General features: G+C 73.4%; 20 protein-coding genes. 9 read left to right on the forward strand and 11 right to left on the reverse strand.

Annotated elements, in window-relative coordinates:
- Positions 1-143 precede the first annotated feature (143 nt).
- Positions 144-1,511 carry a M14 family metallopeptidase gene (locus tag ACGF0D_RS32230; protein ID WP_392922254.1) on the reverse strand — a complete coding sequence of 456 codons (1,368 nt, stop codon included), beginning with the start codon at positions 1,509-1,511 and terminating at the stop codon, positions 144-146.
- Between the two features lie 134 nt (positions 1,512-1,645).
- Positions 1,646-3,142 (reverse strand): BTAD domain-containing putative transcriptional regulator, encoded by a 1,497-nt coding sequence (locus tag ACGF0D_RS32235; protein ID WP_392922257.1) that lies wholly within the window; start codon positions 3,140-3,142, stop codon positions 1,646-1,648.
- A gap of 170 nt (positions 3,143-3,312) precedes the next feature.
- On the opposite strand from ACGF0D_RS32235, the gene ACGF0D_RS32240 reads away from it, so the two are divergent.
- From ACGF0D_RS32240 to ACGF0D_RS32250, 3 genes are all read left to right on the forward strand, one after another.
- Positions 3,313-3,849, forward strand: coding sequence for a hypothetical protein (locus tag ACGF0D_RS32240; protein WP_392922260.1), 537 nt, complete (start codon positions 3,313-3,315; stop codon positions 3,847-3,849).
- A 193-nt stretch (positions 3,850-4,042) separates the two neighbouring features.
- On the forward strand, positions 4,043-4,873 hold the full coding sequence (locus tag ACGF0D_RS32245) for a DUF4389 domain-containing protein (RefSeq protein WP_392922262.1): 831 nt from the start codon (positions 4,043-4,045) through the stop codon (positions 4,871-4,873).
- A gap of 116 nt (positions 4,874-4,989) precedes the next feature.
- Positions 4,990-5,622, forward strand: coding sequence for a peptidase inhibitor family I36 protein (locus ACGF0D_RS32250; RefSeq protein ID WP_392922265.1), 633 nt, complete (start codon positions 4,990-4,992; stop codon positions 5,620-5,622).
- A 36-nt stretch (positions 5,623-5,658) separates the two neighbouring features.
- Here the strand turns inward: ACGF0D_RS32250 and ACGF0D_RS32255 are convergent, their stop codons facing one another.
- The gene (locus ACGF0D_RS32255; protein WP_392882222.1) at positions 5,659-5,844 is read right to left on the reverse strand and encodes a hypothetical protein; all 186 of its coding nucleotides are present in this window, start codon (positions 5,842-5,844) and stop codon (positions 5,659-5,661) included.
- Positions 5,845-5,951: 107 nt separating this feature from the next.
- On the opposite strand from ACGF0D_RS32255, the gene ACGF0D_RS32260 reads away from it, so the two are divergent.
- Entirely contained in the window at positions 5,952-7,226 is a 1,275-nt protein-coding gene (locus ACGF0D_RS32260; protein WP_392922267.1) for a hypothetical protein, read from the forward strand.
- Between the two features lie 48 nt (positions 7,227-7,274).
- Here the strand turns inward: ACGF0D_RS32260 and ACGF0D_RS32265 are convergent, their stop codons facing one another.
- Positions 7,275-7,565 carry an antibiotic biosynthesis monooxygenase gene (locus ACGF0D_RS32265; protein WP_392922270.1) on the reverse strand — a complete coding sequence of 97 codons (291 nt, stop codon included), beginning with the start codon at positions 7,563-7,565 and terminating at the stop codon, positions 7,275-7,277.
- Between the two features lie 98 nt (positions 7,566-7,663).
- Here ACGF0D_RS32265 and ACGF0D_RS32270 point away from each other — a divergent pair, with 98 nt between their 5' ends.
- Positions 7,664-8,233, forward strand: coding sequence for a TetR/AcrR family transcriptional regulator (locus ACGF0D_RS32270; RefSeq protein ID WP_392882270.1), 570 nt, complete (start codon positions 7,664-7,666; stop codon positions 8,231-8,233).
- A 268-nt stretch (positions 8,234-8,501) separates the two neighbouring features.
- Positions 8,502-9,128: a C40 family peptidase gene (locus tag ACGF0D_RS32275; RefSeq protein WP_392922273.1), complete on the forward strand. Its 627-nt coding sequence runs from the start codon at positions 8,502-8,504 to the stop codon at positions 9,126-9,128.
- 22 nt (positions 9,129-9,150) lie between these two features.
- Here the strand turns inward: ACGF0D_RS32275 and ACGF0D_RS32280 are convergent, their stop codons facing one another.
- Positions 9,151-9,627, reverse strand: a complete 477-nt coding sequence (locus tag ACGF0D_RS32280; RefSeq protein WP_392922275.1) for a MarR family winged helix-turn-helix transcriptional regulator — start codon at positions 9,625-9,627, stop codon at positions 9,151-9,153.
- Positions 9,628-9,760: 133 nt separating this feature from the next.
- On the opposite strand from ACGF0D_RS32280, the gene ACGF0D_RS32285 reads away from it, so the two are divergent.
- On the forward strand, positions 9,761-10,162 hold the full coding sequence (locus tag ACGF0D_RS32285; protein WP_392922278.1) for a VOC family protein: 402 nt from the start codon (positions 9,761-9,763) through the stop codon (positions 10,160-10,162).
- A gap of 81 nt (positions 10,163-10,243) precedes the next feature.
- Here ACGF0D_RS32285 and ACGF0D_RS32290 read toward each other — a convergent pair whose 3' ends face one another.
- From ACGF0D_RS32290 to ACGF0D_RS32315, 6 genes are all read right to left on the reverse strand, one after another.
- Entirely contained in the window at positions 10,244-10,528 is a 285-nt protein-coding gene (locus tag ACGF0D_RS32290) for a hypothetical protein (RefSeq protein WP_392922281.1), read from the reverse strand.
- A 176-nt stretch (positions 10,529-10,704) separates the two neighbouring features.
- Positions 10,705-11,964 carry a threonine--tRNA ligase gene (thrS, locus tag ACGF0D_RS32295; protein WP_392882238.1) on the reverse strand — a complete coding sequence of 420 codons (1,260 nt, stop codon included), beginning with the start codon at positions 11,962-11,964 and terminating at the stop codon, positions 10,705-10,707.
- A gap of 211 nt (positions 11,965-12,175) precedes the next feature.
- Positions 12,176-13,480 carry a GNAT family N-acetyltransferase gene (locus ACGF0D_RS32300; protein WP_392922284.1) on the reverse strand — a complete coding sequence of 435 codons (1,305 nt, stop codon included), beginning with the start codon at positions 13,478-13,480 and terminating at the stop codon, positions 12,176-12,178.
- 126 nt (positions 13,481-13,606) lie between these two features.
- Positions 13,607-14,389: a hypothetical protein gene (locus tag ACGF0D_RS32305; protein ID WP_392922287.1), complete on the reverse strand. Its 783-nt coding sequence runs from the start codon at positions 14,387-14,389 to the stop codon at positions 13,607-13,609.
- Between the two features lie 88 nt (positions 14,390-14,477).
- A complete protein-coding gene (locus tag ACGF0D_RS32310) occupies positions 14,478-15,764 on the reverse strand; it encodes a serine hydrolase domain-containing protein (protein ID WP_392922290.1) in 1,287 nt (428 codons plus the stop codon).
- Between the two features lie 178 nt (positions 15,765-15,942).
- The gene (locus ACGF0D_RS32315) at positions 15,943-16,431 is read right to left on the reverse strand and encodes a carboxymuconolactone decarboxylase family protein (RefSeq protein WP_392922293.1); all 489 of its coding nucleotides are present in this window, start codon (positions 16,429-16,431) and stop codon (positions 15,943-15,945) included.
- A gap of 96 nt (positions 16,432-16,527) precedes the next feature.
- Here ACGF0D_RS32315 and ACGF0D_RS32320 point away from each other — a divergent pair, with 96 nt between their 5' ends.
- Both ACGF0D_RS32320 and ACGF0D_RS32325 read left to right on the forward strand, forming a co-directional pair.
- Complete coding sequence (locus ACGF0D_RS32320; RefSeq protein ID WP_392922296.1) at positions 16,528-17,502, forward strand: pirin family protein; 975 nt, start codon at positions 16,528-16,530, stop codon at positions 17,500-17,502.
- 467 nt (positions 17,503-17,969) lie between these two features.
- Complete coding sequence (locus ACGF0D_RS32325; protein WP_392922299.1) at positions 17,970-19,004, forward strand: site-specific integrase; 1,035 nt, start codon at positions 17,970-17,972, stop codon at positions 19,002-19,004.
- Positions 19,005-22,831 lie beyond the last annotated feature (3,827 nt).

The following is a 22,831-nucleotide window of genomic DNA, read 5'->3' on the forward strand; positions in this document are numbered from 1 at the left end:
CCGGGCGCGGCGCCCCCCCCACCCCGCGGGGGGGCCCGCGCGCCCCCCGCGGCGGCGGGGGGGGGGGCCGGCCCCCGCCCCCCGGGCGCCCCCCGCCCCCCCCCCCCCCCCCCCGCGGAGCGGGCCGAACCGGCGGCGCCGGGTCAGGCCGGTATGCCGCAGTACTGCTGCTGCTTGCCGATCACGCGGTAGACGCAGTCGGCCGTCTCCACCAGGCGAAGGACCGCTTCGCGGTTGCGGCTGGTCTCGCGGTCGATCACCTCGTCGGGCGGGTAGAAGCCGCCGCCGCTGCCGGTCTCTCCGGGGTACATCTCGAAGGTGTAGGCGAAGATCCGCTGGGCTCCCCAGAGCCAGTCGTCGATCGCTCCGTCGGTGATGTAGAGGTCGCTCGACTGCTCGGGCGTGTAGCCGTTGGTGGCGGCCATGCCGCGGCCGAGGGCGGCGAAGGTGTTGTACTCGTCGGCCGTCATGCCGGTGGCGGTGTCGGCGGTGGTCCAGCCGAACGGCCAGAGCACGAGTTCGCTGTAGGTGTGGAAGTCGATGGCGGCGGTGATCTGCTGCTTGCCGCCGACGACCCGGCTGCGGACGAAGTCGGCGACCACCTTGGTCTCCTTGGCGGACTCCGGTGCGCTGCCCCGGTAGGTCTCGCTGGAGGTGGAGCCGGAGGAGCCGCCGCAGCAGCCCCACTTGTAGTTCCAGTTGCGGTTGAGGTCGGTGCCGACGCTGCTGCTGCCGCTGTTCGGCTGGCGGTCCTTGCGCCAGCTGCGGTAGCGGCCGGTGGCGATGTCGTACTCGCCGCCGTCCGGGTTGAGGTCGGGGATCACCCAGATCTCGCGGCTGTTGACGGCGTTGGCGATGCGGCTGTCGGTGGCGTACTTGTCGCCGAACTCGTGCAGCAGGTAAAGGGACATCTCGACGGTGAGGTGCTCGCGGGCGTGCTGGTGGGCGGTGAACAGCACCTCGGGCTCGTCCTCGTCGGTGCCAACGTTGTCACTGATCTTCACCGCGACTATCGGGCGGCCCTCGTAGGAGGTGCCGATGACGCGCTTGCTCATGATGTCCGGGTGCGCGGCGACCACCGCGTCGATGTCGGCGGTGGCCTCGGCGTAGTTGTGGTAGCCGGCGTCGGCCTGCGGGAAGTCGTACACTGGCGCGGCCAGGCCCTCGTCGCCGGGTTCGGCGCCGTAGCGGGGGCCGGGCAGTGCGACGGGCGACCAGCCGAGCGCGCGCAGCCGGGCGGCCTCGGCGGGGGTGGCGGTGACCACCACCGCGTCGGGCAGGACGGCGTCGACGGAGGCGCCGGTGGCGGCGACGGCGGTGCGCTCGGCGACGGTGCGGGGGCCGTCCAGCCGGTACTGCCGCGCGGTGTCGGCGGCGCTGTCGGCCGTGAGGGACGCGGGCGCCGGCGGGCGATCGGGGGTGGCGGCCTGGGCGGTGAGCGGGGCGGCGAGGGCGAGGGCCAGCAGCACGGCGGTGGCCGCGGCGGGCTTCCCTCGGCGGGGCAGTCGCATGACTGTCCTCCTGTGGGGGTCCGTGGGGGCGGAACGGTGGAGGAGGTGGCGCGCGCCAGCTTGATGGTCCGTCAGTGTCATGGGTTCGTCAAGGCATCGGAAAGTCCGGGTCTGCGGCGGACGGCGCGGGCGGCTCAGGAGGCCGCACGGGTCCCACAGGTCGCCAGACTGCACCAGCGGCGCCGCCCGCTCGCGTCCAGGAACAGCCAGCCGCAGCCGGTGCTGGGACAGCGGCGGATGGTGAACCGCCGTGGGTCGGCGAGCAGTTCGGCGGCGGAACGGGCGGCGGCGTACAGCGGCAGTCGCAGGCCGGCCGCCGGTGGCAGCCGCCAGTGCGCCAGGCCGTCCTCGCCCCGGGTGAAGACCGCCGACCGCCCGGCCTCCTGCACCACCGTCGCCACCGCACCGAAGGCTGCGCCGTCCTGCGGGTCGGTCAGGGCCGCGTAGAGGGCCGACCGGAACGCGCGGGCGCCGGCGAGCACGCCGGCCGCCTCCTCGGGCCGCTCCGCCGCCCGGCGGAGCAACGCCTCGACGACCGATTCGTCGGCGAGGTCGTGGTGGCCGGCCCAGACGGCGAGCGTGGGGTAGCCGCGCAGCCAGTCCGACCCGGGAGCCGGCGCGGCGCCCGGCTCGGCGCCCCAGCCGGCGTAGGTGTTGCAGAACTCCAGCGCGGGGTGGCCGCCCGCGCTCCACGGCAGCCACTGGTCGCCGACCCGCACCGCGTACAGCGGCGCCGGAGGGCGGTCCAGCCGGGGGTCGGCCCGCAGGATGCGGTCGTGCAGGGCGGCGAGTTCGGCGCCGGGCTCGACCCCGAGGCCGTCCACCAGCACGCGCCGGGTGCGGCGGTAGAGGGCGAGCGCCTCGGTCTGCCGACCGGCCCGGTAGAGGGCGGTCATCAGGGCGAGGACGAGGCGCTCGCGGGGCAGCAGGTCGTCGACGGGAAGGCCGGTCGGGGTCTCGGCGGGCACGGCGGGCGCGGCGGGCGGCGCCCCGGCCGAGGGGGCGGCGGGAGCGGGGGCGGTCGAGGCGGGTGTGACCAGGTCGGGTGCGGCCGGAGCGGGTAGGGGCGGAGCGGGTGCGGTCAGGTCGGACGCGGTCAGGTCGGCGAGCACCTGTTCGTGTCGGCCCATGGCGAGCAGGATCTCCGCCCGCTGCTCCAGGGCGGACAGCCGCAGCTCGGCCAGCCGACGGCCGAGCCGCCCGCGCAGCGCCTCGTCGACGACGTCCGCGAGCAGCGGCCCGCGCCAGAGCGCGAGCGCCCGGTCGTGGCAGCGCAGCCGTTCGCCGGGGTCGCCGGTGGCGGCCGCCCGGGTGGCCAGGTCGATGAACTCCCGCACGTCGACGGTGTGTTGACCCACAGCGAGGGCGTACCCGTCGTGCCGGGTCCCGATCACCACGCCGTACGGACGCAGCCGGGCCCGCAGCCGTCCGATGTACGTGTGGACGGTGCCGCGGGCCGAGCCGGGCGGGTTGCCGCTCCAGAGCAGGTCGATCAGCCGGTCGGTGCTGACGACCCGGCCGTCCTCCAGCAGGAGGACGGCCAGCAGGCACCGCTCCTGGCGGCGGCTGCCGGCCAGGACGGGCTCACCCCGGTGGTCGGCCTCGAACGATCCGAGCAGTCGGAACTCCATGGCGGGTCACCCTAGAACTCCGAACGGCCGTACGAGGAGACCTCCGGAGGCACGATCTCGATCGGCGTGCGCCGGGCGGCGGCACTGCCGGGCTCATGGTGAGAATCCGGTCAGGGGCGCCTGCCACGCTGGGCCTCCGAACGCCCGACACCTCGCCAGGAGGCCCGATCATGCGCCGAATCCTGCCTACCGCCGGGTCCGCCGCGCTGGCCGCCGTCACCGCCGTCACCCTCAGCGGCCTGGCGGCCGCCCCGGCCGGCGCCGTCACCGGTCGGGGCGGGTGGGAGCCCTCGCCCACACCGGCGTTCGACCTCCCGGCCGGCTCCCGCTGCGACTTCCCCGTGCACATGGAGCCCGTCGTCGACGAGGTCCAGCGGCGGGTGCTGGAGTACGCCCCGGACGGCACCACGGTGCGCCGCGCCGCATTCCGGGGCGCCCTCGTCCTGCGGCTCACCAACACGGCGACCGGCGCCTCGTACGACGCGGACGCCGGCGGCCGGGCCGTCGTCGACTACCACGCCGACAACTCCCAGACCTGGCACGCCCACGGCCCGATCCTGCTCGGCGTCGGCCCGGACGGCGGCAACCTGCCCCGCGACCTCTACACCGTCGACGGCGTCTACACCCTCGACATCAGTGCCACCGGCTACCGCACGCTGAGCTTCGAGCGGGGCTCCGCCGAACCGCTCTGCGCGAGGATCGGCTGACCGACCCGCCCGCGGGGCGCCACCGGCCACGGCCCGATCGGCCACGGCCCGGCCACCTCGTCCTGCTGCCTCGTCCTGCTGCCCCATCCGGCGCAGCAGGACGCGCGGGACGGGCGGGTTGCTGCGATCTTCGGAGGGCACCCGGCCACGCCCGACGGCCGGGTCCCGTCGTCCCGAGACCGTGGAGGCCCGGATGTGGCAGGCTCCCCCCGCCCCCGTCAGCCGCGAGTGGCTCCCGGTCCTGGACATGCCGGCGCCCGGCCCGCAGAACCGCTGGACGGTGCTGCTGCGGGCGCTGCTGCTGATCCCCCAGTTCGTGGTGGTGTGGGTGCTGACGGTGGTGGCGTTCCTCGTCACCGTCTTCGGCTGGTTCGGCGCGCTGGTGCTGGGCCGGCTGCCCGATTTCGTGGCGGACTACCTGACCGCGTTCCTCCCGTACGACACACGGGTCACCGCGTACCTGATGCTCACCGTGGACCGCTACCCGCCGTTCCGGTTCGAGGTCCCCGACTACCCGGTGCAGGTCGACCTGCGGCCCGGTGAGCTGAACCGGCTCGCCGTGCTGTTCCGCATCATCCTGGTCATCCCGGCCTCGATCGTGCAGGGCCTGGTGAACGCGGGGTGGTGGATGGTGTCGTTCGTGCTCTGGCTGGTGGTGCTGGTCCTCGGCCGGATGCCGCAGCCGCTGTACGAGGCGACGGCCGCGATCGTGCGCTACCGGATGCGCTACGCCGCCTATCTGGTGATGATCTCGTCCGCCTACCCCAAGCGCCTGTTCGGCGACGAGCCGGGCAGCGAGCCGCAGGGCCCGGCCTCGGCCACCCGGCCGCTGGTCCTGAGCGGCGCCGGGCGCGGCCTGCTGGTCCTCTTCCTGATCCTCGGCCTGGCCTCCTGGGCGACGGGCTCGATCACCGCCTCGGTGAACTCCGACGAGAACGACGACAACGACGTCCACACCGGCCCGGCCGAGCGGGTCGTCGCGCCGCTCGTTCCGGGACCCGCCGACCACGTGTCTCGGGAGTGACGCGCAGGTTCGCCCGATCGGGGGGCGCGTACGCACCGGCGCGCCCCTGCCGCGCATGCGCCGCCTGATCGAGAAAGTCAGGTTACCGGCCGTATGTGCACGGCTACGTTTGGCATATGACGCACTCTCGAGTCCGCCGACTTCTCGTCCGTACGGCCGGGGCCCTCGTGCTCCTGGCCGCGCCCCTCGGCGTACAGGCCGCCTCCGCGCACACCCCTCCCGGGGACCAGCGGACCGTCATCACCGCCCTCGGCGACGGCGACCGCGACGCGCTGCAGCGGTCGGTGGACGCCCAGCTCGCCACGAGCCGGGGCGGCAGGCAGACCGCCGCCAACGAGGTCAGCTACCCCGACGGCGCGGTGGTGGTACTCCCCCTCCCCGGCCAGACGCAGGCGCCGGCCTGGAGCGGCGACCACCGCCGCCGCACGCCCCGGGGCCCGGACTGGAAGAACTGCCCCACCCCGGCCACCGAACCGTCCTACTACTGCTTCTACGCCGACAGGAACTGGGGCGGCCGCCGCCTCCAGTTCAACCTCTTCCACGAGGAGGCCGCCGTGTACTTCGCCGACTACGGGTTCCGCGACCAGGCGAGCAGCTGGGTGAACACGGCGCGCGGCCTGGAGGTGATCGTGGACAACGACCCGGGCGACGGCCAGTGGCAGATGCTCTGGAAGGAGCCCGCGCAGGCGCTGTCCGGATCGGTCGCCTACGACAACATGGCCGACCGCTTCTGGGCCGTCAGGCAGTAGCCGCCGACCGACCCCCCGACCGTGCCGCCGGCCGCGCTACCGGCCGCCGGCCGAAGGCGGCGGCGACACCGCGCCGCCCGTCGCGACCGGCTCCGGCGTGACCATGATGTACGTCGGCGCCGGAGCCGTCTGCCGGGAGTCCGCCGCGAACCAGCCCGCGCCGAACGCGACGATGCCGAGCAGGAGGCCGCCGAGGACCAACGTGACGATGTGCTGCTTCATGGCCCAAGCGTAGGGTCGCCACGGCCAACTTCCTTGCCGCCACGGCCCGATGGCCACCCCGAGCGTCAACCGCGCTTGACGACGGCGCCGGATGGGAGGATTTCCCCATGACCTCCCCGCTCCGTGTCCTCCGCGTGCTCGGCGACCGCCCGTTCGCCGAGGTCGGCCGCCCCGTCCTCGCCGTGCCCGACGAGGGGCGCGGCCTGCTCGCCGTGGCGGGCGAGCGCGGGTTCGCCCGGACGGCGACGGTGGGGGTGTACGGCACCGGGGACCTCGGGTGCCGGGCCGTGCTCCGGACGCGTTTCCCGGTGCACGCGCTGGCCTTCCACCCCCACGCGCCGCTGCTCGCCGTCGGCACCGGCGCGTACGACGGCGGCTACTTCTTCGAGGGCGAGCTGCTCCTGCTCGACTGGGAGACGGGCGCCACGACCTCCCTCCTCGAACACGAATTCGGCCGGAAGGTCCTCGGACTTTCCTGGCTCGACGACCGGGCCCTGCACGTGCTGATGGCGCCGCCCGACGACTGGAAGGACCGCAAGGCGCACGTCGAGGGCCACGTCGCCGTCCTGCGCCGGCCCGACTGGCGCAGCGCCGCACGCCGTTCGGTCACCCCCGCCGACCTGGCCGGGCCCCGGGTCCCGGCCCCGCGCCCCGACGGACGCGAGGAAGCCCGCCGGGCGCTCGCCGCGCTGAGCCCGGACTGGGAGCCCAGGCGCCACGTGCTCGCCGTCGAGGAGCTGCCGGACGGCGCGGTCCTGGCCACCCTCGCCCAGGACGAGGACGCCCCGGAGCGGCCGGGGCGCACCGCCCTCGCCGACGGCCTGCTGCTCCGGCACCGGACCACGGAGTACCTCGACCGGCAGGAGCGCCTGCGGATCCGGCACGGCAGCCGGGACTACGTCAACGAGGTCCCGCCGGACGGCCGGGAGCAGTACTGGCTCTCGGTGCGCTCCCCCGAGGGGCCGGGCGTCCGGCCGCTGTTCCCGTTCTCCTGGGAGCCCGGGGAGACGCACTTCCCCGGGCCTGGCGTGGAGACCGAGGACGGCGACCTGGTGCACACCGGCACCGTCTACGACGGCCGCGGGCTGCGGCCCGGCGGCTCGTTCGTCGTCCGCCGCGCGGCCACCGACGGGGCGCCCCGCTGGGTCTTCCGGACCGACCACGTCGCCACCGACCTCGACGCCGACGGGGGTACCGCGCACGTCGCGTACCGCGACGGCGAGTTGCTGGCCCTGGACCTGCGCACCGGCACCGTCCGTCGGCGCCACCGGCTGACCGTCGCCGGCGTCCCCGCCGTCCCCACCGCGCTCACCGCCCCCGGGCCCGGGCGTCTGCTCGTCGGCACGGCCGACGGCCGGGTCCTGGACTGCGCGACGGAGTAGCCGTCTCCCCCGCCGGGCGCTCGGTCACACGCCGGCGCCGGCGGCCCCTCACCCCCGCGACAGCAGGGTGCGCACCTCGCGGGGCCTGACCTCGCGCTCGTCGAACACGGCCGCCTCGCCCGCCTCGCGCCCCACGGCGGCGAACGCCCCCTGGAACGCCTCCTGGGACCCGAACGCGCCGGTGGTGACGACCGCGTCGCCCTCGGGGGTGACCCAGACCTCGGCCCGCAGGAATCCCGGCTGCGCGGCCAGCACCTCGCGGACCCGGTGGCAGCGGTCGACGAACTCCTCGACGTACTCGGGCTTCGGGTAGTGGAACGCGACGAAACCGAACGACATGACGGTGCCCTCCCAGCGTTGTACGATTGCGTATAACCAGAGGCTAGGCCCGTTGTACGCCTCCGCACAACGGGTGGGATCGTGAGGTGGACCACACCATGGGCGCGTTGCGCACACCGCGTGAGAAGTGGGTCGAGGCCGGACTGCAGGCACTGGCCTCGGGCGGCGTGGACGCCGTACGCGTCGAAGCCCTGGCCAAGTCCCTCGGCGTGACCAAAGGCGGGTTCTACGGCTACTTCGCCGACCGCGACGCCCTGCTGACGGAGATGCTGGACACCTGGGAGCACGAGGCCACCGACGACGTCCTCGACCGGCTCGCCCACGAGGACGCGGACACCCGGGCCAAGGCCCGCCTCGCCGGGAAGCTCACCTTCTCCGACCGTCTGCGCCCCATCGACCTAGCCGTCCGCGACTGGGCCCGACGCGACCAGGCCGTCGCCGAACGCCTGCGCCGCGTGGACAACCGGCGCATGGACCTGCTGCGCGAAGCCATCGGCACCGTCTGCACCGACCCCGACGAGATCGAGGCCCGCAGCCTGCTCGCCTTCTGCCTCGCCATCGGCAACCACTTCCTCGCCGCCGACCACCCCGGCCGCACCCGCGCCGAAGTCCTCGACCGCGCCGGCGGCCTCATCCTCAAGCGCCCGTCCGACGACCCCGCCCACTGACACCTACGGCCGGCCCGACGGGCGCGCCGGGGCTTCGTCAGCCCTCGGCCCAGACCGAACGCGCACGCCCGTCGTCGGCCTCTCCTGAACGGCCGTCGGACCGTTCACCGGCGAACTCCCCTCCGCTTCCGGGCCGTTGCGTCCGCGATTCACCGTTGCGGGTGATGGCGGACCGGCCCGTCGGAGCGGAATGCTGGTACGTGCGCCCGGGTACCACGCCCCCGAGCGCCCACCCCTCGCCACCGCCACAGCACCGGGAGGCACCGTCATGCAGCCCCAACCGTCCGGCCCCGACCAGGCCTCCGGAGTCCGCCGGCGCCGCATGCTCGGCCTCGCGCTCGGGGCCGGCCTCGTCCCGGCGCTCGGCCCGGCCGCCCAGGCCGCGTCCGACGCCTCAGCCGAGGCCGCCCGATCGCTGCCGGCCGCCGCGCTGGGCCGCCGGGTCGCCGACGTGGCCGCGAGCCAGCTCGGCGTGCCGTACGCCTGGGGCGGCGGCGACCGGCTGGGCGCGAGCCTCGGCTTCTGCGACGCCGACAACGGCTGGCTGAACGGGGTGTGCCTGGGCGAGAGGACGGTCGGGTTCGACTGCAGCGGCCTGTCGCTCTACTGCTGGTACCGGGCCAGCCACGGCACCGTCGAACTCGGGCACTACACGGGCGCGCAGTTCAACCTCGGCGCCCCGGTGGAGCTCGACGCGCTCGCCCCGGGCGACCTGCTGTTCTTCTCCCGCCCCGACGCTCCGCTGCACCACGTCGGGATCCACGTCGGCGAGGGCGCGATGATCCACGCCGAGCGGACCGGCACCCTGGTCGCCCGGGTCGAGAACGTGCTCGACGTCCCGCGCTGGGCGGGCGAGTTCGCCGGTGCCCGCCGCCCGGGGCAGCCCACGGCCTGAGCCGGCCGACCGGCCCGGGCCGTCACGGGCCGCCGCGCCACTCCCCCGTCCCGTGGTGGACCCGCAGCAGCAACTCCTGCAGGGCCCGCCGCTCCCCGGCGTCCAGCGGCGCGAGCACCTCGTCCTGCACCGCCCGGGCCAGGGCGTCCAGTTCGGCGAGCAGCGCCCGTCCGGCGTCGGTCACCGAGACCGAGACCCGGCGCCGGTCGGCCCGGTCCCTGGCCCGCTCGACGTACCCGGCGGCGGCGAGCTGGTCGGCGACCTTGGCCAGGTCGCTCGGGTCGATGGCCAGCCGCCGCACCAGGTCCCGCTGGGCCTGCGGGCCGAAGTCGGCGAGCGCGGCCAGCACCGCCATGTCCCAGAGCCGCAGGCCGCGTTCGGCCAGGCGCTCGGCGAGCCGGGCGCGCGCCGTCCGGCCGATCCGGGAGAGCAGGTAGGTGCTGAGGTCCAGCAGCGACGGGGGGAGGCCGGCGGCGGGCGGCGGGTTCTCGGAGGCCATGGCGGCAGTCTAGGGTCTCTCCCTATAGTGGGTGTCGACCCACTAATTCGCCACGCCTATCCGCCACACCGGTCCGGCCCGCCTGTCCGGCCCGCCCGTTCGGAAGGCCGCCCCGTCGCCCAGGAGTTCGCCCGTGGACGCCCTGTACTCCCGTCTGCTCGTCACCCGCTTCGCCGAGTGCTTCGGCTTCTACCGCGCGGTCCTGCCGGCCCTCACCGGCGCCACCCTGGCCAAGGGCGCACCCGAGGGCCCGTACGCCAGTTGGGACCTCGACGACCAGACCCTCCTGGCCCTCTTCGACCGCTCCGCGATGGCCGCCACCCTCGGCACCGGGCTGCAAGCAGGGCCGCACGCACAGGACGCCACGATGCTGGTCCTGCGGGTCGACGACGTGGACGCCGCCCTCGACCTCTGCCTGCGCCACGGCGGCACCCCGGTCACGCCCGCGACCGACCGGCCGGAGTGGGGCCCCACCCTGCGCAACGCCCATCTGCGCGACCCGGACGGCCGCCTGGTCGAGCTCCAGTCCTACTGACTGACCCCCGGCCCGCACCGCACCGCACGGGGCTCGCGTCTCGTGCGGTGCGGTACGGACCGGGGGACGCGCCCGCCGGACCTACTGCATCGGCGGGAAGGGCCGCCCCACCGGCCCGAAGGATCCGAAGCCGGCACCGGCCTGGGCGAGTTGATCGGTCCTGAAGTCCGAGGAGCAGGCCCGCCCGAGGGTCTGCGAGGCGGTGTCGGCCCCCGGGACGTGCCCGAGCACGGCGGCGCAGTACTGGACGGCCGGGATGGGCAGCGGGCGGAGTTCCGCCGAGCCGGCCGGGGAGGCGGCCACGGCCCCGGCGAGAGCGAGCGAGCCGGCCAGGGCGGGAACGGCGAGGCCACGGGGGATGCGCATCGGGGTACCTCCGTACGGGTGGGGACAGCGGCGGCCATCGCCTCGGCCGCCGGGCCCATTCGACGGTCGGCCGCCATCCGCCGCCCGGCCGACACACCGCGCGCCGCACTAGTCGTACGGACGCCACCGGCGTGCCCGCCGACGACCCCGCCGCCGCCACCATCGCGGTCCCCGGTTCAGCGCTCGGCACCCTCCGCCCAGAGTTCCGCGTCGCAGGCCGCCACCAGCGCGCCGATCCGCGCCCACGCCTCCTCGGCCGGCAGCGGCTCCAGCCGGCGACCGTCCCGCAGCCGCAGCGCGACCCGGTCGTCCACGGCCTCCTTCGCCCCGATCACCGCCTGGTACGGCACCAGCCTGGCCTCCCGAATCCGGGCGCCCAGACTGCCGTGCTCGGGACCGGCGACCTCGGCGCGCAGTCCGAGGTCCAGACAGCGCTGCCGGAACCGTTCGGCCTGCGGCAGTTCGGCCTCGGAGACGGGCAGCAGCGCCACCTGGACGGGCGCGAGCCAGGCCGGGAACGCGCCGCCGTACAGCTCGATCAGGTGGGCGACCACGCGCTCGACGCTCCCGATCACGCTGCGGTGCACCATCACCGGGCGGTGCTTGGCGCCGTCCGCGCCGATGTAGTGCAGGTTGAACCGCTCGGGCTGGTGGAAGTCGATCTGCACGGTGGAGAGGGTGAACTCGCGCCCGGCGCCGTCGGCGATCTGCACGTCGATCTTGGGCCCGTAGAACGCGGCCTCGCCCTCCGCCGCCTCGAAGGGCACCCCGGAGCGCTCCAGCACCTCGGTGAGCAGCGCGACGGCGCGCTCCCAGAGCGCCGGATCCGCCACGTACTTGCCGCCCTCGCCCGGCAGCGAGAGCCGGTAGCGGACGGGGACGACACCCAGCGCCCGGTGCGCCTCGCGGATCAACTCCAGTGCGGCGACGGCCTCGTCGGCCGCCTGCTCCGGGGTGCAGAAGACGTGGGCGTCGTTCAGCTGGATCGCCCGGACCCTGGTCAACCCGCCCAGCACCCCGGACGGCTCGGAGCGGTACATGCCGCCCAACTCCGCCATGCGCAAGGGTAGTTCACGGTAGCTGTGGGAGCGGGAGCGGTAGATCAGGGCGTGATGCGGACAGAGGCTGGGGCGCAGCACCATCTCCTCGGAGCCCAGTTCCATGGGTGGGAACATGTCCTCGCGGTAGTGCGCCCAGTGGCCGGAGATCTCGTACAACTCCCGCTTGCCGAGCACCGGGGAGTACACGTGGCGGTAGCCGGCCCGGCGCTCGCGGCCGCGGATGAACTCCTCCAGGGAGTGCCGGATCGCGGCGCCGTCGGGGAGCCAGTACGGCAGGCCGGAGCCCATCAGCGGGTCGGTGTCGAACAGGTCGAGTTCACGGCCGAGCTTGCGGTGGTCGTGCTTGGGGTGGTCGTGCTTGGGGTGGTCGTGCATGGCGGTGGTCTCCACTCGGGTCTGCGGGCGAGTGGGTCCGGGAACGGCGAAGCCCCGGGGCACTCGCCCCGGGGCTTCGGACTAGGTCAGCAGTCAGCGCGCCGGGACTCTCTCCGGCGTCGTCGTGACGAGTGCAGCGCGCTTCATGCGTTCCACGGTAGCAGCTCCGCGCCGGTGGGCGCCGGTCCTTTACGGACGGTGCCGGCCGGGCTCAGAAGAGCGTGACGCACCCGCGCGCGGCCAGCTCCGCCACCAGCCGGGCCGACGGCCGCACGTCGTTCCACCGCAGGTCCAGCTTCTCCAGCGCGGGCAGCGCACCCGGATCGGCCAACCAGTCGGGCAGATCGGTGATCCGGTTGCCGCGCAGGTCGAGGCGGCGCAGCCGGGGAAGCCCCGCGAGCACGGCGGGGACCTCGGCGAGCGCGTTCTCCCGGAGCTCCAACTCGCGCAGCTCGCCGAGCCACCCGACCGATTCCGGCAGGCCGGTCAACTCGTTGCCTCGCAGCCAGAGTTCACGCAGTGAGCGGAGTCCGCCGATCGACTCCGGCAGGGCGGTGAGCCGGTTGTGCTGCGCGCGCAGCTCGACCAGCGAGGCCAACCCGCCGATGGTGGCGGGGAGTTCGGCGAGCTGGTTCTCACCCACGTTGAGGTAGCGCAGCGCGGTGAGCCGACCGAGCGTCTCGGGCAGGGCGGTCAGCGCGTTGTCGTGCAGGTAGAGGAAGTCCCCGAGCCCGGTGAGGTCGAAGAGTTCGACGGGCAGTTCGGCGAGCCGGTTGTGCCCCAGGTCGATGGTCCGCAGCCCGGTCAACCGGCCGATGCCGGGCGGCAGTTCACTGATCCCGGTCTCGGCGAGGATGAGCACCGTCAGCTCGGTGCGGTCCCACACCTCGGCCGGTACCTCGTCGATCGGCCGCCGCCAGAGGTTGAGCGTCACATCCGTCGGATCCGTCATCGCGCCCACGTCCCCCATGCCTGCCGCCTGGTCGGCGGTGATGCGGAACTCCGCCAGCTCCCGGCCGTACCACCGGTCGGTCAGTCCGGTGCTGGTCATCCCCAGGCGCCGGCACACCGCCGCCGACCGGGCGTTGTCCGGGGCCAGCACGGCCCGGATCTCGGTCAGGCCGTCGGCGAATCCCCTGGCCAGGACGGCCCGGGCGGCCTCGGTGGCGATGCCCTGCCCCCAGCTGTCGGGATGGAGATGCCAGCCGACCTCGATCTCCCCGTCACCGTCCGGCAGCGGCACCAGCAGGACGGTGCCGGCGACCACCCCGGTGTCACGCCGTTCGATCGCCCAGGCGCCGTAGCGCGGATCGACGGAGCGCTTCCGACAGCGCTCGATGAAGGCCCGGGCCTCCTCGGGCTCGGTCATGGCGCGCGGGGTCCGGCCGATCCACCGGGCGACCTCCGACCGGGAGTAGATGTCGAAGGCGCGGTCCTGGTCGGCCATGGTCCACTGCCGCACCACCAGCCGTTCGGTGGTCAGCACCGTCTCCGGCCCCTCTTCCGTTCCCGCCATGACCCAAGCCCCTCTCCGATGGTGTGTGGATCACCGTACGCACCCGGGCCACCGGGCGGAACTCCGGCCCGGGCGCCGCCCGGTACCGCTCGCGGAGCTCAGGTCGCCGGTCTCGGCTCGCCCGCCTCAGGTCGCCCGCGGGAGGTGGCACTCCACCGCGAGCCTGGCGATCGTCCGGAGCCTGCCGAAGTAGGCCGCGCAGTACTCCTCGTTGATCAGGGGCACCACCCGGTCGAGCTCGGCGATCAGCGACCAGAGGCCGGCGACGCCGGAGCCGTCGAGCCCGCCGTCCAGATCCCGCCGGAGGTAGCCGGCGACACGGGAGTCCAGCAGGATCAGCGTCGAGCCCGCGATGTCCGCCGCGACGAAGCTCCGCGGGAACGGCGCCTGCCAGTGTTCCTCCCACAGCCGGGCGAGTCGCTCCCGGGCCGACCCATCACCCGCGTCCGCCACCGCAACCGGGCGGAGCAGCGCGGAAACGGCGGCGAAGACGGCGAGGGTCAGCCCGGCGGCCCGCTCCGGACTGACGTCGGCGCTCGTCGCCGCGCCCCGCGCGAGCCGGTCGCGCAGCCGCACGCCGTGGCCGAGTTCGGCGGCCGGTCCGTCCCCGAGGAGCCCTTCGGCGACGGCCCGCTCGATCAGCTCCGGGAGCGGCCCGTCGGCGGCCAGCCGCTCGACGAGGACCTGCTCCAGGGCGAACAGCGCGTGCGTGACGGCCACGGTGGCGAACTCGTAGCGGAAGTACGAGTGCCGGATGAGCTCCCGGGAGGTCTCCAGCACGCTCATCACGGAGCTGGACGCCCCGGCCGGCAGCGCCAGACCGGCGACCAGGGCGTCCATGCCCGCGTAGTCGGGGGCGACGCAGTGGGCGCGCGGGTCCGGTACGGGCAGCAGCGGCAAGGGGTTCACCGGTGCAGTCTCACCACCCGGCGACGCCGATGCCACCCCTTTTCCCCCGGGCACTCGTCCTCCTCGGAACCGCGGGAACGGCGGGCGGTCAGCCCAGCTTCGGCGCCACGACGGTCGGCCCCTGTGCCACCCCCGCCGCCACCCCCGCCGCCGCCTCCGGCGCCGCCGCGCCGGTCCCCCGCTGCCCGGTGCCGCAGAACGCCTGCTCCAGGAAGCCGCCCTCCGCCTCCAGCTGCGCGACGAACTGCGCCTCGTCGCCGCGCGGGGTGACGGACAGCGACACCTGCCGGTCGCCCGAGCTCCACAGCTGGGTGCTGTACCCGGGCACCGAGCCGTCGTGGCCGTAGACCGGACCGCAGGAGAGCTCCCAGCGGGCCAGCCCGAGCCCGTAGCCCAGCGAGGCCGGCACGCCGTCGATCACGATCGGGGTGGTCGTGGTCATCTCCTCGAGCAGCGGCGGCGGCAGCAGCCGGCCGTCCAGGAGGGCCCGGTGGAAGCGGTTCAGATCACCCAGGGTGGAGATCAGCTCACCGGCCGAGTTCGCCCAGGTGAGGCTCGCGACCGTGACGTCCCGGTCGTTGCGGTCCTGCGGGCCGGGGCCCTCGGGCAGCGTCAAGTAGCCGTGCGCGTGCGGGCCCCGGATGCCGGTGGCCGTGCCCGGGAAGTACGTGCCGGTGAGGCCGAGCGGGCGCAGGATGCGCGCGGTGACCTCCTGGGCGTAGCCGTGCCCGGTCACCTTCTCGATGATCATGCCGAGCAGGGTGTAGTTGACGTTGGAGTAGCCGAACCGGGCGCCCGGCGGGAAGGCCGGCGGGTGCGCCACCGAGGAGGCGACCACCTGGGCCGGGGTGATGTGCCGGGTCAGGCCGCCGTGGTCCAGCCAGTCACGGATGCCCGCCGGGTCCGTCCGGTCGGGGAACACCCCGCCCTTCTCCTTGGTGGAGTCCCAGAGGCCGGAGCTGTGGTTGAGCAACCGGCGGACGGTGATCTGGTCGCCGTTCGGGACCAGCCCGGGCAGGTACCGCTCGACCGGGTCGTCCAGGCCGATCCGCCGCTCACCGACCAGCTGGAGCACCGCGGTGGCGGTGAACACCTTGGTGACGCTGCCGACCCGGAACCGCCCGTCCGCGCGGACCGGTGCGCCGGTGGCCAGGTCGGAGACCCCGGACGCCCCGCGCCAGACCCCGTTGCCGTCCCTGACCTCCGCGATCGCCCCGACCGCACCGGCGCCGGTCACCGCCCGCAGGGCGGCCGCCCTCGGGTCACCGGCGCCCGGCTGCCCGCCCGCGGGCTCGACGGCGCCGGCCGAGACGACCGGCCCGGCCAGCGCCAGACAGACCGCCCCCACCAGCGCGGAAAGCGTACGACGTGCCATGCGACCCCACCTTCGCCGTCGGCGAGCAGTTCCTCGCCCTCGCCGCCCAGCCTCGCCGCATCGCTGACGATCCGTCACCCCCCGCCGGGAGGAGCCGGTTGTACACCGGCCAACGGATGGCCTCCACCGGACGGCGGAGGCCCGTCGGTGGAGGATGGAGACCCTCCGGCGCGTGCGGCTACCGGGCGGCGGCCGGGCGGACCGGGTGCTTGCTCAGGATGGACACCCGGTTGAAGGCGTTGATGGCGATGGACACCCAGACCGCCGCGGAGATCTCCTCGTCGCTCAGCACCTGGCGCGCCGCGCCGTACGCGGCCTCCTGGAGCGCCGCGTCCGCCGGGGCGGTGGTCGCCTCGGCCAGCCCGAGCGCGGCCCGCTCGCGGTCGCTGAACACCTCGGTGTCGCGCCAGGCCGCGAGCACGCCCAGGCGCTGGGCGGTCTCGCCCTCGCGGATCGCGGCCCTGGTGTGCACGTGCAGGCAGTAGGCGCAGCCGTTGATCTGCGACACCCGGAGGTTGACCAGTTCGATCAGCCGACGGTCCAGCCCCGCCGCGGCCGCGACCTCGCGCGCCGCCTCGGCGGCCGCCAGCATCGCCCGGTACGCCTGGGGGCTCTGCTTGTCGATGAACACCCGCCGGTCCGTCGGGACCACCGTCACATCACTCACCTGGACTCCTTAGGCTGATCGCAACTGTCGTCCGTCACTCTGCCATGGCATGATAGTTGAATATAGAACTAATTGACACCCGGGAGGGACCCACCCGTGAGCACCGCCGAGACCGACCGCGTCCAGACCGACCGCGCCGGGACCCCCGCCGCCGACCCGCGGGTCGAGGTCCTGCCCGCCCGTGACGTACCGCTCGGCGGCCCGCGCGCGATGACCGTACGCCGCACCCTGCCGCAGCGCTCCCGCACCACCATCGGCGCCTGGTGCTTCGTCGACCACTACGGACCCGACGACGTCGCGACCACCGGCGGCATGGACGTCGCCCCGCACCCGCACACCGGGCTGCAGACCGTGAGCTGGCTGTTCACCGGCGAGATCGAGCACCGGGACAGCCTCGGCGTGCACGCGTACGTCCGCCCGGGCGAGGTCAACCTAATGACCTCCGGCCGCGGCATCGCCCACTCCGAGGTCTCCACGCCGGCCACCACCGTCCTGCACGGCGTACAGCTGTGGGTCGCCCTGCCCGAGCAGCACCGCCACACCGGACGCGACTTCCACCACCACGTGCCCGCCCCGGCCGCCCTCGACGGCGGCGAGGCCCGGGTGTTCCTCGGCACCCTCGCCGGCGACACCTCCCCCGTCCCCACCTTCACCCCGCTGCTCGGCGCCGAACTGACCCTGCGCCCGCACGCCACCGTCACCCTCGACGTCGACCCCGCCTTCGAACACGGCCTGCTGGTCGACACCGGCGAGATCCGCCTCCTCGACACCCCGCTGCGCCCCGCCGACCTCGGCTACGTCGCCCCCGGCCGCCGCACCCTCACCCTCACCAACACCGCGGGGACCGACGCCCGGCTGGTCCTGCTCGGCGGCACGCCGTTCGAGGAGCAGATCGTCATGTGGTGGAACTTCATCGGGCGGTCTCACGAAGACATTACCCGAGCCCGCGAGGAATGGATGAGCTCCGCGAACCCCGATCGCTTCGGCGAGGTCCAGGGCTACCCGGGCGACCGCCTCCCCGCCCCCGAGCTCCCGGGAATCCCCCTCAAGCCCCGGGGAAACGTGCGCTGACCTGGGCGTTTGCCGATCGGGGGTGCGGCGGCCGGGTCCGCCGTACCCCCAAGCCGGAGTCCCCGTACGCCCACCCCGAAGCACCCCAGTCGACACTCGCCTCCGCACTCGACGCGTGACACCGTTCGACCATCCACGACAGCGTCTGACAGGACCAATGCTGACCCAATGCTGACTTTGCTGACGGTCCATCAGAACTGACCGGAGCATTCACGGAGTCCGGGACGTCATCGTCGGGTCCCGTCGCGAGAACCGGCGGACGCCCTGGCACGTCCCCCTCGCCGGCTGCCGAAGGACGGCCACCACCGGAGTGGCGCGGGTCGGAGAAGACAGCCACCATGCAGCCGCACGCCCACCGACGATCTTGCTTCAAGCCAGTTATTAGACCCTGACCCTACGGAACGTCACCAGCTCCTCCGCCGGCAAGACCCGACCGAGGCGCCCCGACCCGGCGCTAGGGTGACCTCATGGCGGACGCCCCGACGACAGCTGCACCTTCGATCGAGGCGCTGGACGCCCTCGTCGAGCATGCCTGCGAACCGCCGACCGGCACCTCCCGGGCGAAGCAACTGCGCTGGGTCGCCGGCGAACTGCGCACCGCCCTGGAGCGGGGCGCGATCGCGCCCACGGCCGCCGGCTCGCTCGCCCTGCTCTTCGCGCCGGACACCCTCGCGGCATACCTCGCCGCCGCCGAGCGGGGCCTGCTGCGGCGCAAGCCCGCCGCACGACCGGGCCAAGCCTCACCCGCGTCCATGCGCGTCCGGGAGGACTGCCTCCGCATCCTCGGCGCCCGGGCCGGAATCACCGTCACCCTTCCGGAGCGCGACACGCCGCGGGTCGAGCTCCGGCCCGTGGTGGCCGCCCGCCCGCGCAGCGTCCTGCTCGGTCACCTGGAACACTCGGCCCGCCCCGGCCGGTCCGACTCCCGCAGCCGGATCCTCGCCATCATCGGCACCGTGCTGGACACCGGCTGCCGCGCCGGCGAACTCTGCGCCCTGCGCACGGACGACGTCGACCTGCGCCGCGGCACGATCCGCCTCACCCGCCTCCCCCAGCACCGCAACCCGCACACCACGCCCGCCACCGAGACCGTCGCCCTGTCCGGGCCCACCCGGGCCGCGATGCGCCACTGGCTCACCGTCCGCGGCCACCTCGTCGCACGCGACACCACCCGACCCGTCGGCCCGGGCAACGAGACCACCGACGCCCTGTGGGTGAGCATCGCCCCCAGCGGCCACCCCCGCCCCGGCCTGCCCCTGCACTTCCGCGGCCTGGCCCGCGCCTACGCCCGTGCAATCCACGGCCTCAACGCCGAGATGGCCGCAGAACCCGGCTGGCACCCCCTGCCCCAACGCATGGAACAACTACGCCGCGCCATCGAACTCGAACCGGCCGGCCCCGACGGTACGACCTTCCTCCGCCGCACCCCCACACCTGCCGCCAGCCCCGAGACAACGGCACAGGCTCGGGCGCTTCCTGTAGATCATCTGATCGTTGGTTGATGTGTGTCGTAGACCAATGCGCAGTGGGCGCGGATAGAGCCGTTGTTGCCGGACCGATCGCCGAGGCGGGTTGGGCGGTGGCGTGGACCATCGACCACGTCCGGAGACCCCACAACTGGCGCCCCAGAACCCGCTTGACCCCCAGTCGCCCGGCCATAACCATCGCTGCACGTCAGCCGGTAGACAGCCCGCGCTGTTCGTTCACCGAAAGGCACCTCAGAGGCGATGGTGACCGACGCGTGGTCCCCGACAAGTCCCCACCGATTCCCCTTCCGCTACGACCCTCAGCCACCCTTGGTGGGTAGCCGCGGACAGAGGAGTGGAACTCGGTATACCCATCCGCAGGTCGTGCTCGCCGATCTCGTAATGGTGCTGCACGGGGATGATGCGGAGCGACAGGTACGCGGCAAGGACCTTCGATGCCAGGCCCTTGTAGCTGCGATGGTGCCGCACCGGGGTGGTGCGGAGCGACCCCAGCAGGGTAACGGTGGTGTCCGTGAAATACACGCTGCGATGGTGCCGCACCGATGTGGTGCGGAGGCACCCGTGGTCGCGATATCGAGAGCGAGGCTGGCGGGGACGCTGCGGTTGTGCCGCACCGAAGTGGCGCGAAGCAACTTCCACCTGGCCTCCGGTCGCCCCGGTGACCTCCATCCCGTGATGATGCCGCCCCGGGATAGTGCAGAGCGAAGTCCTGGGCCTGCTTGACGGCGTTGATGCGCAGGTAACTGCGATGGTGCCGCATCGGAATGGTGCAGAGCGACGTCCAACAGCCCCTTCACCGCGGTCTTGAGCTTTTCGCTGCGATGGCGCCGCCCCGGCGAGGTGCGGAGGCGCCCGAAGCCCGGCGACGCAGTCAAGCAGGCTACGGTCTGACTGCGATGGTGCCGCACTGAAGTGGCGCGGAGGCACGCTGCACTCCCTCGGCCCGGGCCGCGGCGGCTACTGGCTGGGATGGAGCCGCACCGAAGTGGTGCGGAGGCGTCGCGACGTGGTACCACGAGTCGCCGTGAGGGTCGATGCTGCGACGGTGCCGCGCCAGGCGGGTGCGGAGACGCGGGCGAGGGCCTCAACCACGTGGAGCGAGCAGGCGAGGCTTCGATGGAGCCGCACCGGGATGGTGCGGAGCGAAGCTGGTTGCGCCACAGCTGCCTCGGGTGGATAGAGCACCTGCGATGGAGCCGCACCGGGATGGTGCAGAGCGGCTCGCGGCCGGCGGTGACGAGGCCGCCAAGGTCGCCCTTGCTGCGATGGTGCCGCGCCGGGAGAGTGCGGAGCAGCCCTGATCTTCGCGGGCAAGCGCGAGCAGGCCAAGGCACTGCGATGGAGACGCACCGAAGTGGTTCGAAGCCGCTCCGAATTGAGGCCGCTAACGCCCGCGCTCTTCGATCTGCGATGGGGCCGGTGAGGAAGAACGTTGGCACGGTCGGCGCCCGTCTGCGGTGAGGACTGCCTGCGATGGTGCCGCACCGAAGTGGTGCGGAGGCATCAGGCGAGCGGCCCGGACATCGAGGCCGACGCCATTGCTGCGCTGGTGGCGCACCGGAATGGTGCGGAGCGATTCGACTACGCCTTCATCGACGAGAGCCACGAGTTCAAGCTGCGATGGTGCCGCACCGGGACGGTACGGAGCGACCCACATGGTGTGATGCATCAGGGCCGTGTCGATCAAGCTGCGATAGTGCCGCACCGGGATAGTGCGGAGCGACGAAGTAGGGGGCGGTGAACGCGCCGGCAGCCGCGTAGCTGCGATGGAGCCGCACCGGGATGGTACGGAGCGACGGCCAACTGGCCACCCCGCGAAAGATTGCACCGCTACTTCGATGGTGCTGCACCGGGATGGTGCGGAGCGACTACGGCACCGCGCCGCTGGAATCGATCCTCCTCAACGCGCTGCGATGGTGCCGCAACGGGACGGTGCGGAGAGACCCCGCTGGACCGCCTTGAGGGCGGGCGGCATGGTGATGCTGCGATGGTGCCGCACCGGGCTGGCACGGAGAGACACCGCGCTATTCGGCGGGCCCGGAGAAGACATGGGGCTTTGATAGTGCCGCACCTGGGTGGCGCCGAGCGACCCATCAACCCCGACTCGTCCCGGATCTCCGGCACCGTCCTTCGATGGTGCCACACTCGGTTGGTGCGGGGAAACGATGGCCTGGGGCCGGTGGGAGGAGGGGTTCTTGACGCTGCGATTGCCGCACCGGGATGGTGCGGAGTTGACGTCCAGGGCCTGACGTCGCACCTCGCTGAGGGAACGCTGCGATGGTGCCACACTGAGATGGCGGGAGCGACGGCCTCGCCCGCGCCCGAACGGACGGGGGGTCACCTGACTGCGATGATGCCAGACCGGCTGGTGCGGAGTGACGACCCAGGCCAAGCAGGACTCGGACCGGGTCATGGCGCTGCGATGGTGCCGCACCGAGTAGGTGCGGAGTGACGGGCCTGGCAGTGTTGCTGCACCCCTACATCGTCCCGCTGCAATGGTGCCGCACCGGGATGGCGCGGAGGGAGGCCAGGTAGGCATAGGCAACGGCCTGGCACTTGTTGCTTCGATGGTGCCACATCGGAATGGTGCGGAGCGACGGTGTACTCACCCCAGCGCATGCCAGTCTCGTCGGCGCTGCGATGGTGCCGCACTGGAATGGTGCGGAGCGACGACGTGGCGCAACGGCGGCGGCTGACGGGCGTGCTGTTGCGATGGTGCCGCACCAGGATGATGTGGAGCGACTGGTCCCGACCAGGGCGGGGACGGGGTCGAAGGTGGGCCTGCGACGATGCCGCACCGGGACGGTGTGGAGCGACCCTGAAGGCCGACAGCGAGGACCGCTACCGCTACCTGCTTCGATGGTGCCGTACCCCGGACGGTGTGGAGCGACTAGCGACTACGAGACGGTGCGCGGAGCACTGGAGCAGTTGGAGCAGCGATGGTGCCGCACCGGGATGGCGACCGTCGGATCTCCCATTGAGCTGGTACTGGCCGGGTAGCTGCGATGGTGCCGCACCAGTGCGGTTGCGGAGACACGGTGTCAGCGACGGCCGACAGGACCTCGGCCCGCGTGCTGCGCTCGTGCTGCACCGGAGTGGTGCGGAGCGACTAGGACCAGGACCCGGACCCGTGCGCGGCCTGCGCGGACCTGCTGCGATGGCGCCGTGCTGGGAGGGCGCGGAGCAACGACCGAGAGAGCAGTCGCCCTGGTGGACCTTCACGCGGTGATGGTATGACACCGGGAAGGGGTGGAGGGATGTGCCGGCGTCCAAGCCCATGAACGCATGGTCTGCGCTGCGATGGTGCCGCACCGGGGTGGTGCGGAGCGACAGGGATGGCTGGTGCAGCGCGTCGCGAGGTCAGACTCACTGCGATGGTGCCGCACCGGGAGGGGGCGGAGTGACGATCGAGGTCGCGGTCAAGCCGAAGCTGTACCTGTGGCTGCGACGGTGCGCGCCGGGACAGAGTGACGCGGATGGTGGCGGAGCGACCGGTCGGCGTCGATCTCGCAGACAGACAGCGGGAGGCTGCGACGGTGCCGCACCGGGATGGTGCGGAGCGACCCCGGAGTGTATCGGGTGACGACGAGCACCAGGACGTGCTGCGATGGTGCCGCACCGGGACGGCACGGAGAGACCGGGCCAGCAGGGTGATCTGCGGGGCGGTCTCGTCGACGCTGCGATGCTGCCGCATCGGGATGGTGCGGAGTGACAGGTCCTCCTTGCCGGGCTGTGCCGAGGCGGCGACGCTGCGACGGTGCCGCACCAGGGTGGTGCGGAGCGACTTCATTCATCCACGTCGAGGGGGCGGTGGCATACCGGCTGCGATGGTGCCGCACCGG

The sequence above is a fragment of the Kitasatospora sp. NPDC048298 genome (assembly GCF_043201465.1).
Classification (GTDB): Bacteria; Actinomycetota; Actinomycetes; order Streptomycetales; family Streptomycetaceae; genus Kitasatospora.

Coding starts and splice junctions, on each gene's coding strand:
- ACGF0D_RS32230 (WP_392922254.1), bottom strand. CDS start 1,511: ATGCGACTGCCCCGCCGAGGGAAGCCCGCCGCGGCCACCGCCGTGCTG.
- ACGF0D_RS32235 (WP_392922257.1), bottom strand. CDS start 3,142: ATGGAGTTCCGACTGCTCGGATCGTTCGAGGCCGACCACCGGGGTGAG.
- ACGF0D_RS32240 (WP_392922260.1), top strand. CDS start 3,313: ATGCGCCGAATCCTGCCTACCGCCGGGTCCGCCGCGCTGGCCGCCGTC.
- ACGF0D_RS32245 (WP_392922262.1), top strand. CDS start 4,043: ATGTGGCAGGCTCCCCCCGCCCCCGTCAGCCGCGAGTGGCTCCCGGTC.
- ACGF0D_RS32250 (WP_392922265.1), top strand. CDS start 4,990: ATGACGCACTCTCGAGTCCGCCGACTTCTCGTCCGTACGGCCGGGGCC.
- ACGF0D_RS32255 (WP_392882222.1), bottom strand. CDS start 5,844: ATGAAGCAGCACATCGTCACGTTGGTCCTCGGCGGCCTCCTGCTCGGC.
- ACGF0D_RS32260 (WP_392922267.1), top strand. CDS start 5,952: ATGACCTCCCCGCTCCGTGTCCTCCGCGTGCTCGGCGACCGCCCGTTC.
- ACGF0D_RS32265 (WP_392922270.1), bottom strand. CDS start 7,565: ATGTCGTTCGGTTTCGTCGCGTTCCACTACCCGAAGCCCGAGTACGTC.
- ACGF0D_RS32270 (WP_392882270.1), top strand. CDS start 7,664: ATGGGCGCGTTGCGCACACCGCGTGAGAAGTGGGTCGAGGCCGGACTG.
- ACGF0D_RS32275 (WP_392922273.1), top strand. CDS start 8,502: ATGCAGCCCCAACCGTCCGGCCCCGACCAGGCCTCCGGAGTCCGCCGG.
- ACGF0D_RS32280 (WP_392922275.1), bottom strand. CDS start 9,627: ATGGCCTCCGAGAACCCGCCGCCCGCCGCCGGCCTCCCCCCGTCGCTG.
- ACGF0D_RS32290 (WP_392922281.1), bottom strand. CDS start 10,528: ATGCGCATCCCCCGTGGCCTCGCCGTTCCCGCCCTGGCCGGCTCGCTC.
- thrS (WP_392882238.1), bottom strand. CDS start 11,964: ATGCACGACCACCCCAAGCACGACCACCCCAAGCACGACCACCGCAAG.
- ACGF0D_RS32300 (WP_392922284.1), bottom strand. CDS start 13,480: ATGGCGGGAACGGAAGAGGGGCCGGAGACGGTGCTGACCACCGAACGG.
- ACGF0D_RS32310 (WP_392922290.1), bottom strand. CDS start 15,764: ATGGCACGTCGTACGCTTTCCGCGCTGGTGGGGGCGGTCTGTCTGGCG.
- ACGF0D_RS32325 (WP_392922299.1), top strand. CDS start 17,970: ATGGCGGACGCCCCGACGACAGCTGCACCTTCGATCGAGGCGCTGGAC.